Origin of the sequence: Lysobacter sp. 22409 (genome assembly GCF_052045105.1) — a bacterium.
Classification (GTDB): Bacteria; Pseudomonadota; Gammaproteobacteria; order Xanthomonadales; family Xanthomonadaceae; genus Lysobacter; species Lysobacter antibioticus_B.
On sequence record NZ_JBQEOE010000070.1, the window covers coordinates 1 to 15094 of the forward strand.

Consider the following 15094-nt stretch of genomic DNA (forward strand, 5'->3'; position numbering starts at 1 on the left):
CGCACTCGTGGCCTGTGCCCTTGCAAGGAGAGCCCTTTTCTTTGGTTACCTTTGACCGAAGGGAATCCAGACGGACTTTTAGGCTTAGCAAAAGAAAGTAACCCGGCCGCTTTAGCGGGCGGAAGCTTTGCAGTTGCAGTTGCAGTTGCAGTTGCTTCAATGACACACCGCCAGACACGCTACAACGGGACACAGCGCGGTCGCGGCTCACGCCGCTCCTACAGGGCTGCAGTCGCTGACGCCGTTAGCCCGATGCAACGCGTTCGCGACTTGCGTCGCTCCTACCCGAGAGCAAGCGCGCCGCCGCACCCCGCGCCACCCACGTCCGCAACGCCACGTAAAACACCGGAGTCAGGAACAAACCGAACAAGGTCACCCCCAGCATGCCGGCGAATACGGTGATGCCGGTGGCGGCGCGCACTTCGCTGCCGGCGCTCTGGCCGATCAGCAGGGGCACGGTGCCGGCGACGAAGGCGATCGAGGTCATCACGATCGGGCGCAGACGCAGGCGGCAGGCTTCCAGCGCTGCCTCGACGATGCCGCGCCCCTGCAGTTCCAGTTCGCGGGCGAATTCGACGATCAGGATCGCGTTCTTGCACGCCAGCCCCATCAGCACCACCAGGCCGACCTGTACGAACACGTTGTTGTCGCCGCCGCTCAGCCACACGCCGAACAAGGCCGACAGCAAGGTCATCGGCACGATCAGGATCACCGCCAGCGGCAGAGTCCAGCTTTCGTACAGGGCCGCGAGCGCGAGGAAGGCCAGCAACACCGCGAGCGGGAACACGATCAGCGCGGCGTTGCCCTGGGTCGCCTGCTGATAGCTCAGGTCGGTCCACTCGATGGCCATGCCGTTCGGCAAGTGCTTGGCGGCCAGTTCGCGCAGGGACTGCATCGCTTCGCTCGAGGACAACAGGCGCGGGTCGGATTCGCCGACCAGGTCGGCGGCGGGATAGCCGTTGTAGCGGATCACCGGGTCGGGGCCGTAGGTTTCGCCGAGGCTCACCATCGAGCCGAGCGGCACCATCGCGCCGTCGACGTTGCGCACGCGCAGGTTGGCGATGTCCTCGATGCTGTCGCGGTGGGCGCCGTCGGCCTGGGCGATGACCTGGTAGGTGCGGCCGAAGCGGTTGAAGTCGTTGACGTAGGCCGAGCCCAGATAGGTCTGGAGGGTATCGAACAGTTCGTCGAGCGGAACGCCCTGGGCCTTGGCCTTGGCGCGGTCAACGCGCGCGTCGAGCTGCGGCACGTTGGCCTGGTAGGTGCTGATCGGATAGCCCATGCCCGGGGTCTGCGCGACCGCGCCGCTCAAGCCGTTGAGTGCGTTCTGCAGCTCGCCGTAGCCCTGGCCGCTGCGGTCCTGGATGTACAGCGCATAGCCCGAACCGGCGCCGAGGCCGAGGATCGGCGGCGGCATGAACGAGAACGCCGCGCCTTCCTGTAGGGCCGCGAACTTCTCGTTGAGTTCGGCGTTGATCGCTTCGGCGCTGCGCTCGCGCTCGCCGAAACCGTCGAGTTCGAAGAACAGGGTGCCGGTGTTGGGCGTGTTGGTGAACTGCAGCGGGTTCAGGCCGGGATAGCCTTCCGACGCCGACACGCCTTCGGTCGACATCGCGATCGCGCTCATCTTGCGGATCACCGCATCGGTGCGCGCGAGCGAGGCGCCTTCGGGCAGTTTCACCCCGCCGATCAAGTACAGCTTGTCCTGGATCGGGATGAAGCCGCCCGGCACGGCCTTGAACATCAGGCCGCTGCCGACCAGCAACAGCGCATAGACGACGAACACGGCGCCGCGTTTGCCCAGCGCGCGCGAAACTGCGCCCTGGTACTTCTGCGAGCTCGACGCGAAGAAGCGGTTGAACGGGCGGAACAGCCAGCCAAACAGGCGCTCGATCAGGCGCGTCGGCACGTCTTTCGGCGCACCGTGCGGCTTGAGCAGTTTCGCGGCCAGAGCCGGCGACAAAGTCAGCGAGTTGATCGCCGAGATCACCGTCGAGATGGCGATGGTCACCGCGAACTGTTTGTAGAACTGGCCGGTCACGCCCGACAGGAACGCCATCGGCACGAACACCGCGCACAGCACCACGGCGATCGCGACGATCGGGCCGGATACTTCCTTCATCGCCTGGTGCGCCGCGGCCAGCGGGGTCAGGCCTTCTTCGATGTTGCGTTCGACGTTTTCCACCACCACGATCGCGTCGTCGACGACGATGCCGATCGCCAACACCAGGCCGAACAGGCTCAGGGTGTTGATCGAGAAACCGAGCAGGTACAGCGCGGCGAAGGTGCCGACCACCGACACCGGCACGGCGAGCAAGGGGATGATCGAAGCACGCCAGGTCTGCAGGAACAGGATCACCACCAGCACCACCAGGGCGACGGCTTCCAACAGCGTCGTGACCACCGCCTTGATCGAGTCGCGCACGAACACGGTCGGGTCGTAGACGATGCGGTACTCCAACCCCGGCGGGAAGGTCCGTGCGAGCTCGCTCATGCGCGCGCGCACCGCGTTCGACAGGCCGATCGAATTGGCGCCGGGCGCCTCGAACAGGCCGATCGCGACCGCGTCCTGGTTGTCGAGCTGGGCGCGCAGGCTGTAGTCGCCGGCATCGAGTTCGATACGGGCCACATCGGACAGCCGCACCAGCTCGCCGTCGGCGCCGCTCTTGACGACGATGCCGCCGAACTCGGCTTCGCTGTGCAAGCGGCCCTGGGCGTTGATCGGAATCAGGAACTCGCTGCGGTTCGCCATCGGCTCGGCGCCGAGCTGGCCGGCCGAAACCTGCACGTTCTGTTCGCGGATCGCCCGCACCACGTCGCCCGCGCTCAGGCCGCGCGCGGCGATGCGGTTGGGGTCGAGCCAGATACGCATCGCGTAGTCGCCGCTGCCGAACATCTGGATCTGGCCGACGCCGGGCAGCCGCGCAAGATCGTCCTTGAGCTTCAAGGTCGCGTAGTTGCGCAGGTACAGCGAGTCGTATTTGCCGTCCGGCGAGATCAGGTGCACCAGCATGGTCAGGGTCGGCGACTGCTTCTGGGTGGTCACGCCCTGGCGCCGCACATCCTCGGGCAGACGCGCCAATGCCTGACTAACCCGGTTCTGCACCTGCACCTGAGCCTGGTCGGCGTCGGTGCCGGGCTTGAAGGTCACGGTGACCACAAGCACGCCGTCGGAGCCGGCCACCGACTTCATGTACATCATCCGTTCCACGCCGTTGATCGCTTCCTCCAGCGGCGTGGCTACGGTTTCGGCGATGACCTTGGCGTTGGCGCCCGGGTAGACCGCGCGCACCACCACGGTCGGCGGCACCACGTCGGGGTATTCGCTGACCGGCAACAGCGGGATCGCGATCAGGCCGGCGGCGAAGATCAGGATCGACAGCACCGCCGCGAAGATCGGACGGTCGATGAAGAAACGCGAGAAGTCCATGACGGAGTCCTGGGCGCGGCGCGGGGCCGCAAGCGGTCGCAACCGACGTCACCAGGACGTCGGCCGGGGATGGCGTGGTGTGCGGTCGGCCGTCGCTGCGTGACCAGCAGCGACGGCGAGGGGTCGTCAGGCGGCGGCGCGGATCTCGACGGCCGGCCGTTGCGCCACCTGCACACCGAAGGCCTGCAGTTGCGCCAGTTGATAAGCCGGGTCGATCAACAGGTCCGGCGTGTACAGGCCCGGCGCGACCGCTTCGCCACCGGCGAGGCCGAGCAGGCGTTCGACGCCGAGCGCGATGCCGAGTGCGGTCATCGGCGCCTGCCCCTGCGGATGCACCAGTTCGTGGCGGGTGCGCGCGTGGGTGCCGTCGTGGCGCTCGCCTTCGAGCTCGATCACGATCTCGGTCGAGAAGGCTTCGCCACGGCGCCGGCTCGCGCCTTCGCCCAAGGCCATGTCGAGGCGGATCGAGTGCGCGTCGGTCGCCGCGGCCAGGCTGACGACGTCCATTGGCGAGTACGCCGCGGCCTCCACCACGGTGCCGTCGACGCTGGCGAAGGTGGTTGCGGCCTCCTCGCCACGCACCCAGCGCCAACGCCCCTGGTCGAGAATCTGCGCGGCGGCGGCGGTGGTCAGGCGTTCGTAGTCGGCGGCCGCGGCCGGGCCGCCCATGTCCTGCTCGTCGAGCAGGGCCGAGATCACGATGCGGTCGAGCCGGCGGAAATCGCGGGCGAAATGCAGCGCCGGCAAGGTTGCGGTGCCGGCCAGCCAATGGCTGGCGAGCAGGATCGGCGAACGCCCGGGATGGCGCAGATGGCGCGCGACTTCCGGGGCGATCTCGAACGAGCCGCTGGAGGTGCTGACGTAGGGCAAGCCGTGGCGCTGGGCGTACTTGAGCGTGTTGAGGCTGTCGTCCTTGACGAACACCACCACCGCGCCGAAGCGCGCGTCGTCGCCCAGGCCGAGATCGGCGCGCGCCAGGTCGACCCGCACCGCTTCGGCTCGGCCGACCTCGGCCGCGACCTTTGCCGCCTTGGCCAGGTCGCGGCCGGCGATGGCGATCGGCAGGTCGGGCTGCAGGCGGCGCAGGGCCTGAGCGCCCTGGGCGCCGACGACGCCGGAACCGCCGATGATGAGGACGGGTTTGTTGGCGATTGCGTTCATGGTCCAAGCTCCTGGATGAGGCAGCGTGCGCGGCGCCCGGCGGGCATCGGCATAAGCTACGATTGGTAAGTTACCAATAGTAAGATACACTCCTACCCAGGCTGTCAAGCGCTTTTTTCTCCGCTGCACCCACCACCCGTCCCGCCAGAGATCGCTCCATGACCGACACCCCCGCCAAACGCCTGCCCAAGGCCGAACGTCGCGAGCAGTTGCTCGAAACAGCGATGGGCATCGTCCGCGAGCAAGGCACCGATGCCCTGACCTTGGGCTACCTCGCCGAGCGCGCCGGGGTCAGCAAGCCGATCGCCTACGAACACTTCGGCACTCGCTCGGGCCTGTTGATCGCGCTGTACAAACAGATCGACGACCGCCAGAACGCGGTGGTGCGGCGCGATTTCGAGCGCACCCCGCATCGCCTGCACGACGTCGCGCGCCTGCTCGGCGAGAGCTACATGAGTTGCTTCCGCACCGCCGGGCCGGAATGCCACGCGATCAACGCCGCGTTGGCCGGCGACGAGGAAATGGAAAAGTTCCAGCAGGAACTGGTCGAAGGCTATGTCAACTTCTACCGCGATCTGCTCGCGCCGTTCGCCGCCTCGTTGCCGAGCGACGAACTGCTGCGCCGCTGCGTCGCCATCATCGGCGCAGGCGACGCCTTGTCGCGCGAGATGACGCGCGGGCGCATCGAGGAAGCCGACGCCGCGGCGACGCTGGCCCGGTTGATCGTCGGTGCGATGGCCGACGACGGCGTTTGAGCAGCGCGACTCAGTCGCCCCCGCCTCCGCCTCCGCCACCGTCACTACCACCGCAGTCGCCACCGCCCTCGGTGCTGCCGTCGTTGCCGCAATGGCCGCCCCAGCCGTGGTCGCCGCAGTCTTGACCGGCTGTGCTGGCGAAGAACACCGCCTGCGGAAATACGAAATCGTTGGCCGCACCGCGGCCCGACCGATAACGCATAGCGCCTGCGCGGCGCATCCCGTGGGCAATGATCTGGCCACTGGCGTGTATCGCCAAGCACAGCGTCGCGCCGAACACCGGCAGCAGCCAGATCAGTCCCAGTTGCCGGCGCCGCGTCTGCGTTTGCGGCTCCTCGTTGCGCACCACCACGACGGTAGCCCAGACATTCAGTGCGACGACAATGGCTATGCCGATAGCTAGGTTGCTCATCGTGTCTCCCTCCACGCGGCCCGAGTTGCGCGCATCCTGATCGAGGCCGTCGGCGGGCGTGTAAAAAACCGGTAAATTTCCGCGGTTTTCGCACGTTCGGATGTTGTGAATTCCATGCCTGGGACGACGGTGTCGGCGCTGCCGATCCCCCTCGCGACACCTGCGGCGAATGCCGCCATGGCGCCGCGGTGCGAACCCGGGTTCGCCCACTCGCCGGTCGCGCTGACCTTCAGACGCTTTCGGCGGCGCGCGCGAGCAGCAGTTCGCGCTCGCGCACGTTGCGGGTCATCGAGGCGGCGCGTTCGAACTCGGCGCGCGCTTCGTCGCGGCGGCCGAGCTTGAACAGCAGGTCGCCGCGCACCGTCGGCAGCAAGTGGTAGTGCTTGAGCGAGGGCTCGTCGATCAGCGTGTCGACCAGCTCCAGGCCGGCGGCCGGGCCGAACGCCATCGACAAGGCCACGGCGCGATTGAGTTCGATCACCGGCGACGGCGTCAGCACCGCGAGTTGCTGGTACAGCGCGGCGATGCGCGGCCACGGCGTGTCCTGCGCGGTCGGCGCGCTGGCATGGCAGGCGGCGATCCCGGCCTGTAAGGCATACGGCCGCTGCGCGCCGCCGAGGCGGATGGCGCGCTCCAGGGCGCTGAGCCCGCGCTGGATCTGGATCCGGTCCCAGCGCGCGCGGTCCTGCTCGAGCAGCAGGATCGGGGTGCCGTCGGGCGCGGTGCGCGCGCCGGCACGCGAGGCCTGGATTTCCATCAGCGCGACCAGACCGTGCACTTCCGATTCGTTGGGCATCAGCCCGGCGAGGATGCGGCCCAGGCGCAGCGCGTCTTCGCACAGGCCCGGACGCATCCAGTCGTCGCCGGCAGTGGCCGAATAGCCTTCGTTGAAGATCAGGTAGATGACTTCGAGCACCGAGGCCAGCCGCTGCGCGAGCTCTTCGCCGCGCGGCACCTCGAACGGCACCTGCGCCTCGGCCAGGGTGCGCTTGGCGCGGACGATGCGCTGGGCGATGGTCGGTTCGGCGGCGAGAAAGGCGCGCGCGATTTCGTCGGTGGTGAGGCCGCCGAGCAGGCGCAGGGTCAGGGCCAGACGCGCTTCGGTCGACAACACCGGATGGCAGGAGATGAATACGAGCCGCAACAGATCGTCGCCGATGTCGTCGTCGAGCTTGTCGAAGAACGCGTCCTCGACCTCTTCCTGGCTGGCCTCGATCTCGCGCCCGATTTCCTCGTGCTTGCGGTCGAGCAACTTCTTGCGGCGCAGGCGGTCGATCGCGCGATTCTTCGCAGTCTGCATGAGCCAGGCGCCCGGATTGTCGGGCACTCCGGTCTCGGGCCAGCGCTCGAGCGCGACCACCAGCGCATCCTGGGCGAGTTCTTCGGCCAGACCGACATCGCGCACCATGCGCGTCAGTCCGGCGATGAGTTTGGCCGATTCGATGCGCCAGACGGCGTCGATGGCACGGTGGGTATCGATGGCCGTCACGGCCAAGGATCAGACCACCTCGCGCACGCCGATGCAAGGGCATTTAGGACGAGGCCCGCGCGACCGTTTCAGGTTAAGAGCGGCGTGCCATCGGCCGCGACCGCATCGCAGCCTTGAGTAGGAGCGGCGCGAGCCGCGACCGCGACCCAGCGAACTCCGGCGAAAGTTGCGACGCCCGATGAAATCGTCCCGGGCCGGTAACGGTCGGCACCACGGCCTTCGCCGGTGAATGCGATGGCGCGGTCGCGGTTGGTCGCCGAAAAAAATCCCTGTGGGACGCCGCTCCTACTCTTGAACGGGGTCAGCCGGCCTGTTCGCAGTTGATCATCCACGGCACGCCGAAGCGGTCGCTGACGATGCCGTAGGCCAGCGCCCAGAAGGTTTCCTGCAGGGGCATTTCGATCTTGCCGCCGTCGGCGAACGCGTCGTAGATGCGCTTGGCCTCGGCCGGGTCGTTCAAGGACACGACGACGTGCGCGCCGGCGATGCCTTTGTAGGGATACAGGTGGGTGGCGTCGGTGCCCATCAGCGCGAAGCCGTCGAGCTCGTAGCGGGCGTGCATGATCTTGTCGCGGTCCTGCTCGGTCAGGCCTTCGCAACCGGGATGGTCGCCGAAGATCATCATGTCGGTGATCTTGCCGCCGAGGGTCGCGTGGTAGAACTCGAAGGCCTGGCGGCAATCGCCGTTGAAAGACAGATACGTGGTCAGTTGCATGGCGTGGTCGTCCTGGTTGGGGTGGTGGCGTTTGAACCGGGTAAGACGGGTGCTGTGGGTGGGCATGGCCGTCGCGATGCTGGCGGCCATGGCGGCCGGTGTCTTACGAACGACGAACCCGCGCGGGCGGAATCGACAAGCGACGCACTGATCGCGGTCGAATCAGTTCGACCAGGTCGCGACGCGGTCGCGCATGCGCTCTTCGGCCGCGCGCAGTTCCGGGCTCAGGGCTTCGCCGAAGTCGGCCAGGTCGTAGACCTGACGGATCTCGATCTGCGCCGGCACGCCCGGCGGGTGCGGCACCCGCTTGACCCATTCGACCGCTTCGGCGAGCGAACGCGCCTGGATCAGCCAGAACCCGGCGACCAGTTCCTCGGTCGAGGCGAAGGGACCTTCGACGATCCGGCGCGTGGCGCCGTCGAACTGCACCCGCACGCCTTTGGCGCTCGGGTGCAAGCCTTCGGCGGCGAGCAGCACCCCGGCCCGGACCAGTTCCTCGTTGTAGGCGCCCATCGCGCGCAGCAGGGCCGGATCGGGCAACACCCCGGCCTCGCTGTCGCGGTCGGCTTTGACTATCAGCATGAATTTCATCGTCGGTTCCTCGCGGGCGAGCGGCCCGGTGGCGGCTCTCATGAGGACGACGAACGGCCTGCGGCCAAATCGACAAGGACGCGGTCGACCAGCACGCCAATACCGTGGCGACGCAGGCCGACGGCAAAAGCCACGGTCCGCCAGTCCAGGGGGCTGACGGACCGCGAAACGACGCGCCGGCACGGGATCGGCGCGCAAAGCCCGGTTAGCGGATCGCCGGCACGGGGCGCGCCCGGGGCGGCAAGGACTGCGGACGATCGCTACCCCGCAACGGTGGCAGGACGCAGTCGCCGGCGTTTGATCGATCGCATCGCTGCGATGCGCCGAAGTCGTGCGCTCGTCGCTCCGCGCAGGCTAACGAGAAGTGCGGGGACGGCGCTCGCGTGGTTTCGCCGCGCCCGCAGCGGCTGTTATCGGATCGGGTCTTGCCCGCCCTCGCCGCCCTCGCCGTCTTCGCCGGAGGGCGGCGGCGGTGCGGCGGACGCGGCGACGTCGGCCGGCGTGCGCACGGTGCTGCGGATGGCGCTCGCCAAGGGGCTCGGCAGACCGCAACACGGCCTGCCCGACTCCGGCAAGGCACCGCCGGCGCCGTCGCCGTCGCGCTTGCGCCCGGACGCTCCGGTGTCAGCCATGGCGGCGCAGGCTCCGCCTGCAGCCTGCTCGGCGCAAGCCACTTCTGTCGCTAGTCGGGATCGTGCTCATCGCGCTGGTCCCCGCGTTGCGGTGGGTCGTCGCGTTTTGCGTGCGTCGCCTGCAACTGCACAAGGTAGTCGTCGAGGCGGTCGAGGCGTTGTTCCCAGATCTGCCGGTAGCGATCGAGCCAGCCGGAGACTTCCTGCAGCCGCTCGGTCTCGAGCCGGCACGGCCGCCATTGCGCTTCGCGGCCGCGCGCGATCAGGCCGGCGCGCTCGAGCACCTTGATGTGCTTGGAAATCGCCGGAAGGCTCATGGCGAAGGGCTCGGCCAGTTCGGTCACGCCGGCCTCGCCGTGGGCAAGCCGGGCCAGGATCGCGCGCCGGGTCGGATCGGCCAGGGCGGCGAAGGTCGCATTGAGCGAATCGACGGACATATCTATGAACCGAAAGGTTAAATAACTGATCCGTTGATAAAGCCGGAGGCCCAGGCTGTCAAGCCGCATGGCCGCTGCGCCGCGAAACCGCGTTTAGCTGAACGGGGAAGCGCTATTTTCGTTCATCGTTTTCATGAACGATTCAATCGACCGGGCCAACCATAACGACTTACATCACATAATAAGTGTGATGTTTTTCGCATTAATTTGGCACTAAGTGGGAAGGGTCGATCCGGCTGCAATCCCGTTAGTGGTCTGACCCAGGGCCTTGCGGGATCCGATGAAGCATTCGTTCTCCACCGCGATCGTTGCCTGCGCGCGCGCGACGGCCAATGCCGCCGCAATGATTTCGCCGTGGCTGCCGTCGGCATCGGCCGAACCCGTGCCGGCCCCGGCACGGAGGCGGGCGCCATGCGCATAGGCCTGGATTATCGCGCCGCCACTGCCGCCCCGACGACCTCCGCCGGACGCCAGGTGCTGGCCCTGGAGCGCGCCTTGCGCGGCCGCAGCGGCATCGACACCGTGCTGTTCACCGCCGCGCCGGCCGATCATCCGCATCGCGCCATCGCGGTCAGCGACGATGCACCGTTGCCGCTCGACCACGACCCCGGCCTGCGCGACCGTTGGCACTACGAAGCCGGCTTTCTGCCGGCCGCGCTGCGCCGCGAGAAGATCGATATTTACATCGCCACCGCCGAGGGCGGATTGCCGGTGTGGCGCAAGCCGGCCGACGTGCGCCAGGTGTTGCTGCTGCACGACCTGTTCCGGCTGACCCTGCGTCGCCCGCGCACCTCGCCGTGGCGCGCCTTGGCCACGCGGCTGATCGACCAGACCCGGATCGGCCATGCGATCGCCAACGCCGACGCGATCTGGACGCCGTCGCGCTATACCACCGCCGAATGCGGACGCTTGTACCCGGCGCATGCGCACAAGCTCTACGTGCTGCCCGATGCGGTCGCACCGCTGCCGCCGCCGGCCGACCGCAGCAAACTGCCGCTCGCCTTGCCGCCGCGTTACTGGTTGCTGGTCGGCACCCGCGAACCGCGCAAGAACGCCGACTTGTTCCTGCGCGCCTGGCTCGACGCGCGCCGCCAGCATTACGACACGCCGGACCTGGCCGTGGTCGGCTCGCCCGCCGACGTCGGGCCGGAACTGCGCCGGCTCAACGGCGTGCATTGGTTCGACGAGATCGACGACGAAGGCCTGGCGCGTTTGTACGTCGATGCCGAGCGCCTGTGGCAGCCCTCGTATGCGGAAGGCTTCGGCCTGCCGGTACTGGAAGCGCTGGCCGCCGGCACGCCGGTCGCGGTGGCCGAAGGCAGCGCCCTGGAAGAAGTCGCGCCCGGCGACATGCCGCGTTTCGATCCGCACGACCGGCCGATGCTGACCCAGTTGATGATCCAGCTCGGCCGCGAGTCGGTCGACGGCAACGCCGAACAACGCCGCGCCTTCGCCCAGCGATTCGCGCCGAACGCCTATGCCGCGCGCGTCGCGGCCTTGCTGGATGAATTGATCAGATAAGCGCAGGCGCCGCAGTCGCGACGCGCGCCGGCCTCATTCGTAGGGCGCGTGCTGCAAGCCCTGCGAGGCCAGCATCCGATTGATGTTGGAGACCACGTGGCCGCGCTCGGGGCGCGGCGTCACCGTCAACAGACGTTCGACGAGACTGTCGACGCGCGGCCAGAACACGGCATCGTCGCGCCACTGTCGCCGCCACATCGGCAAGGCGGCACGCAGCTGGCACAGATCGCCATCGAGTTCGGCACGAGTTCGATGCATCGTTCACACCCCTCTGGCAACGACGGGCAAGGCCCGATTCGAGCACATCGGCCACGGACTGATCGGGCCACTGGACTGTAGGCGCCCACACCGGGGGATGCATGGACGGACCGGCCCGGATTCGCCGCCTGCGATCTGCATCGCCGGCCGACGATTCCGGAACCCACCTTATCCCGAACGCGATCCGGCGCGCTTTCCCCACCTTAGGCCATAGTCCGGATGCTCGAAACATGACAGAAGTCACATCTCAGGCATCGCCCGCCGATGAACAGGAGTGGGGAGGCGCCATCCGACGAACCCGCCCACCGCCTCAGCCCTGGGCCGCCGGCAGCGCGGCACCCGATCCGACCTCGCCTTGGGCATCGCGTCGCTGCACGATGCGATCGCGCAGACGCAGGAACGGCCGCTCCACCGCGTAATACAGGACCGCACCGCCGAGCAGGGCCGCGCCGGCATAGGCGGCGAAGGCAAGCAGGCCGTGGCCGTCGAGTTGCTCGCCGTAGTGGCGCGAGACCAGGCCGAACATCTGCTTGTGAGTCAGATAGAGACTGAACGACGCCGCCGCCAGCCAGGCCGCACCCGGCACACGCAAGCGCCCGGTCCAACGTTGTTCCGAAGCCGCGGCGGCGACCAGCAAGGCCAGCCCGAACGAGACCACCGGGAAACCGAACACCGAGGCCTGCAAACCCAGGCGATTCTGTGACAGCCAGATCGCCGCGGCGACGCCGGCCAGGCCGAGTGCCAGCAACACGCCGGAGCGCTGCATCATCGCCGACCACCATTGCGGACGATAGGCGCGGATCGCCGCCAGCATGACGCCGGCGAGCAGCCCGTCCAGACGCATCCAGGTCGGGTAATAGACGCGCTCGACCCAGGCCACGCTGCCGTCGGGCAGGCTCGAATGCCAGACCCAGGCGCGCAAGGCCATGCCGCCCGCGACCAACAGCACGCCGAGCGCGAGGGTTTTCCACAACGCCGGGCGCCGCGTCAGCCACCATGCGAGCAACGGAAAGACCAGGTAGAAATGCTCTTCCACGCACAGCGACCAGGCATGCGAGAACGCCTTGTTGTGTTCGTAGTCGATCAACAGGTTCACGGTGAACGTCAGGAACTGCCAGGCCGGCTGCATGCCGGGGCGCTCGCGGAACTCGGGCACCAGCAGGTACAGCGCGATCACCGCCCAGAACGCCGGCAGCACGCGCATGGCGCGGCGCAGATAGAAATCGCCCCAGCGCAGCGGTTCGCCGCGACTCAGCGGCTTGAGCACCTGCCAGCCGATCAGATAGCCGCTGAGGGCGAAGAACAAGTCCACCCCCATCCAGCCGAATTCCGACATCGGGCCGTAAGGCGAGCCGAGTCCGGCGGTGGCGGCATGAAAAAACATCACCCATACGATCGCGATCGCGCGCAGCAGATCGAGGCCGGGCAGTCGGCTCATTGAAGTTCCTGGTTGGGGTTTACGGCAGAGGGATGGTGCTGCGATCGCATCGCGGCGTTGCGCCGCGACGTAGAGATTGCGCGAATAGTCTCGCCGAGAACTTCAACGGCAACAAGAGGATGTGCAGGCGAAAGACGCCTGCGTTGCCACGTTTGTGCGGCGTTCGCATGCCGGCGTGGAAGGCAGGCGATGAATGGCGACGCTTCCTCGGCGCCAACACGCTGCGTGTCGGATTCGCGTGGTCGATGGACGCGATGGGCGAGCGGGCGGTCGATCGAATGCGAGCGACGTTGGTGATTGCGGCATCGACGCACGCGACTCGGCGACTGCGGCATCGCGCTCGTCCCGCTAACGCAGTCCGGCAGGCACGACGCCCCGCCGCAACGCCGGCGCAGGCGTGTCGCACCTAGGGTCGGCCCGAGGATGCTCCCGGCCCCGCAGCGGATTAATTTCCCAAAGCGCGCTATCGATCCGGTGCGAGGTTTCTGCTGGGAGAACGCCCATGTCGGGTTTTCCGAATTTCCCCGGATTTCCGGGCGGCCACCGCCCGTCCTTCCCGGGCCTGGGCGGTGGCCACGGTCATGGCCACGATCCGCTCGGCCTGGGCCTACCCGGTCTCGGCGGCGACGATCACCACGGTCCCGGCTCGCCGCCGGGGCTGAACGGCGACGGCCCGCCGGGCCTGGAAAAACCGCACGGCGGCGGCGATACCCACACCGGCGGCAATGGTGTCGATAACAATCACGGCAGCGACACCAGCCCGGTCACGCCGCCGTCCGGCACCACGCCCAGCTCGACCGAGCACGACCGCCCGCACAACACCCCGAACGTGGTCAGTTCCGGTTCGGCGATGGACGATCAGATCGCCGCCTATCCGAGCCGTTTGTTGCCCGGCCAGTCGATGCAGTCGAGCGGCAACACCCAGACCGCATTCAATCAGGTCACCCAATACCCGCCGCCGACCTTGTCCGAACGCGCGCTCGGCAACAGCGCCGGGCTGCAGCCGGCCTTGAACCGGCCGGTCTCGGCCGATGCGGTGCCCGGCAGCGCGATGACCATGCAGCCTTCCGGCGTGCAGACCGCGCTGCTCGGCAACCCGAGCGTGGCCGCGGCGAGCAGCGCCGGCCTGCCGGCGCAGGTCGCCTATGCGGCGGCGCCGGCGCTCGCGGTGCCGGTAGCGACGCCGAATGCGGTGCTGGCCGCGCCGATGACGAGCGCGTTGTACAGCGAGTCCCTGCTCGCGCAGCAGAACCTGCTCAATCAGTTGTCGATGATGCAGCGCCTGAGCACGCCGCCGAACGTGGTGCCGGCCAACGTCGCCGCGCCGGCGAGCGAGGCCCTGGTGGCGCCGACGATGGTGCCGGTGATGGTCAACGCCGCGCCGAACGACCCGCGCAACCTGCCGCTGGCCAACGACCGCCTCAACCTGATGCGCAACGACGGCCCGCTGAACAATGCCGTGTACGCCGACAGCCCTTACCGGCGCCCGCTGCGCCGCGGCGCCAAGGTCGACAACGCCTCGCTGACCTATTGGCTGTGGGCGCTCGGCCGCGGCGGCACCCATCGCACCAGCCACGAGAACGAACCCAGCCGCGAAGTGCTGCGTGCGCTGCAGTGGCTGTTCTGGGTGCTGACCGTGGTCGCCTACGCCTGCCTGGCGATGGCGGTGATCATCCTGCTGCCGGGCGGCGAGTTCGTCAGCGAACGCGCCACCCCGGGCGTCAGCGGCCTCGCCCTGTTCCTCGGGGTGACGGTCGCGGCCGGCGCCTGGTGGCTCGGCCGGCGTCTGAACCGTCGCGGCTGAGGCGGCGCGGTTCGGGCTGGATCGCGACAGCCGTGTCGCGGACGTAAGCGTGCCGATGCCGCGCGGGTGTGGGCGGACGCGCAGAGAGCGCAACGCCGATGTCATCCATCGAAGCGGCATGCTTTCGCGAAGGATAGGAGCGACGTCCTACTGGATTTCCCTCGGTCACAAGTCGCGACCAAGGAACGCGCATAGACGGCATCGCCGATGCCGCCCATCGAAGCGATGCGTCGGCGCGAGCCGCGATTACCGGATGTGCAGAAAAATCGTTGCCGTTGCGGCGATATAGATCTGCTTTGCTTTGCCGCTTTGCTTTGCCGCTTTGCTTTGCCGCTTTGCTTTGTGGCTTTGCTTTGTGGCTTTGCTTTGTGGCTTTACCGGTCAAGTGGAGACCCGGAGGGCGGCGCACAGGACGTGCGCCGTTTTTCGATAGGACAAGGATGTCCTATCG

At 67.8% G+C, this 15094-nt stretch carries 14 protein-coding genes; 4 read left to right on the plus strand and 10 right to left on the minus strand.

Going from position 1 to position 15094, the window contains the following annotated elements:
• Positions 1–244: 244 nt before the first annotated feature.
• On the minus strand, positions 245–3430 hold the full coding sequence (locus ACTJJK_RS22130; RefSeq protein ID WP_440731268.1) for an efflux RND transporter permease subunit: 3186 nt from the start codon (positions 3428–3430) through the stop codon (positions 245–247).
• 126 nt (positions 3431–3556) lie between these two features.
• Entirely contained in the window at positions 3557–4591 is a 1035-nt protein-coding gene (locus tag ACTJJK_RS22135; protein ID WP_440731269.1) for a hypothetical protein, read from the minus strand.
• A gap of 158 nt (positions 4592–4749) precedes the next feature.
• Between ACTJJK_RS22135 and ACTJJK_RS22140 the strand changes: the two genes are divergently transcribed.
• A complete protein-coding gene (locus ACTJJK_RS22140) occupies positions 4750–5346 on the plus strand; it encodes a TetR/AcrR family transcriptional regulator (protein WP_223621593.1) in 597 nt (198 codons plus the stop codon).
• 10 nt (positions 5347–5356) lie between these two features.
• Here the strand turns inward: ACTJJK_RS22140 and ACTJJK_RS22145 are convergent, their stop codons facing one another.
• The 6 genes from ACTJJK_RS22145 to ACTJJK_RS22170 all read right to left on the minus strand — a co-directional run bounded on the left by ACTJJK_RS22145 (position 5357) and on the right by ACTJJK_RS22170 (position 9691).
• A complete protein-coding gene (locus tag ACTJJK_RS22145) occupies positions 5357–5758 on the minus strand; it encodes a hypothetical protein (RefSeq protein WP_440731270.1) in 402 nt (133 codons plus the stop codon).
• 229 nt (positions 5759–5987) lie between these two features.
• Positions 5988–7247: an RNA polymerase sigma factor gene (locus ACTJJK_RS22150; RefSeq protein WP_223621595.1), complete on the minus strand. Its 1260-nt coding sequence runs from the start codon at positions 7245–7247 to the stop codon at positions 5988–5990.
• A gap of 301 nt (positions 7248–7548) precedes the next feature.
• Positions 7549–8052, minus strand: a complete 504-nt coding sequence (locus ACTJJK_RS22155; RefSeq protein WP_200875881.1) for a VOC family protein — start codon at positions 8050–8052, stop codon at positions 7549–7551.
• Positions 8053–8124: 72 nt separating this feature from the next.
• Positions 8125–8544, minus strand: a complete 420-nt coding sequence (locus ACTJJK_RS22160) for a YciI family protein (protein WP_318025861.1) — start codon at positions 8542–8544, stop codon at positions 8125–8127.
• A 419-nt stretch (positions 8545–8963) separates the two neighbouring features.
• Positions 8964–9185, minus strand: coding sequence for a hypothetical protein (locus tag ACTJJK_RS22165; RefSeq protein ID WP_031373940.1), 222 nt, complete (start codon positions 9183–9185; stop codon positions 8964–8966).
• A gap of 50 nt (positions 9186–9235) precedes the next feature.
• Positions 9236–9691 (minus strand): ArsR/SmtB family transcription factor, encoded by a 456-nt coding sequence (locus ACTJJK_RS22170; RefSeq protein WP_223621598.1) that lies wholly within the window; start codon positions 9689–9691, stop codon positions 9236–9238.
• Positions 9692–10033: 342 nt separating this feature from the next.
• On the opposite strand from ACTJJK_RS22170, the gene ACTJJK_RS22175 reads away from it, so the two are divergent.
• Complete coding sequence (locus ACTJJK_RS22175; RefSeq protein ID WP_031373938.1) at positions 10034–11143, plus strand: glycosyltransferase family 4 protein; 1110 nt, start codon at positions 10034–10036, stop codon at positions 11141–11143.
• Between the two features lie 33 nt (positions 11144–11176).
• Here ACTJJK_RS22175 and ACTJJK_RS22180 read toward each other — a convergent pair whose 3' ends face one another.
• Both ACTJJK_RS22180 and ACTJJK_RS22185 read right to left on the minus strand, forming a co-directional pair.
• Positions 11177–11401, minus strand: coding sequence for a hypothetical protein (locus ACTJJK_RS22180; protein WP_031373937.1), 225 nt, complete (start codon positions 11399–11401; stop codon positions 11177–11179).
• Positions 11402–11711: 310 nt separating this feature from the next.
• Complete coding sequence (locus ACTJJK_RS22185; protein WP_036149704.1) at positions 11712–12839, minus strand: acyltransferase family protein; 1128 nt, start codon at positions 12837–12839, stop codon at positions 11712–11714.
• 502 nt (positions 12840–13341) lie between these two features.
• Between ACTJJK_RS22185 and ACTJJK_RS22190 the strand changes: the two genes are divergently transcribed.
• The gene (locus tag ACTJJK_RS22190; protein ID WP_440731271.1) at positions 13342–14643 is read left to right on the plus strand and encodes a hypothetical protein; all 1302 of its coding nucleotides are present in this window, start codon (positions 13342–13344) and stop codon (positions 14641–14643) included.
• 207 nt (positions 14644–14850) lie between these two features.
• Positions 14851–15094 (plus strand): hypothetical protein (locus ACTJJK_RS22195; protein WP_440731272.1); only part of this gene is annotated, 244 nt, incomplete at its 3' end.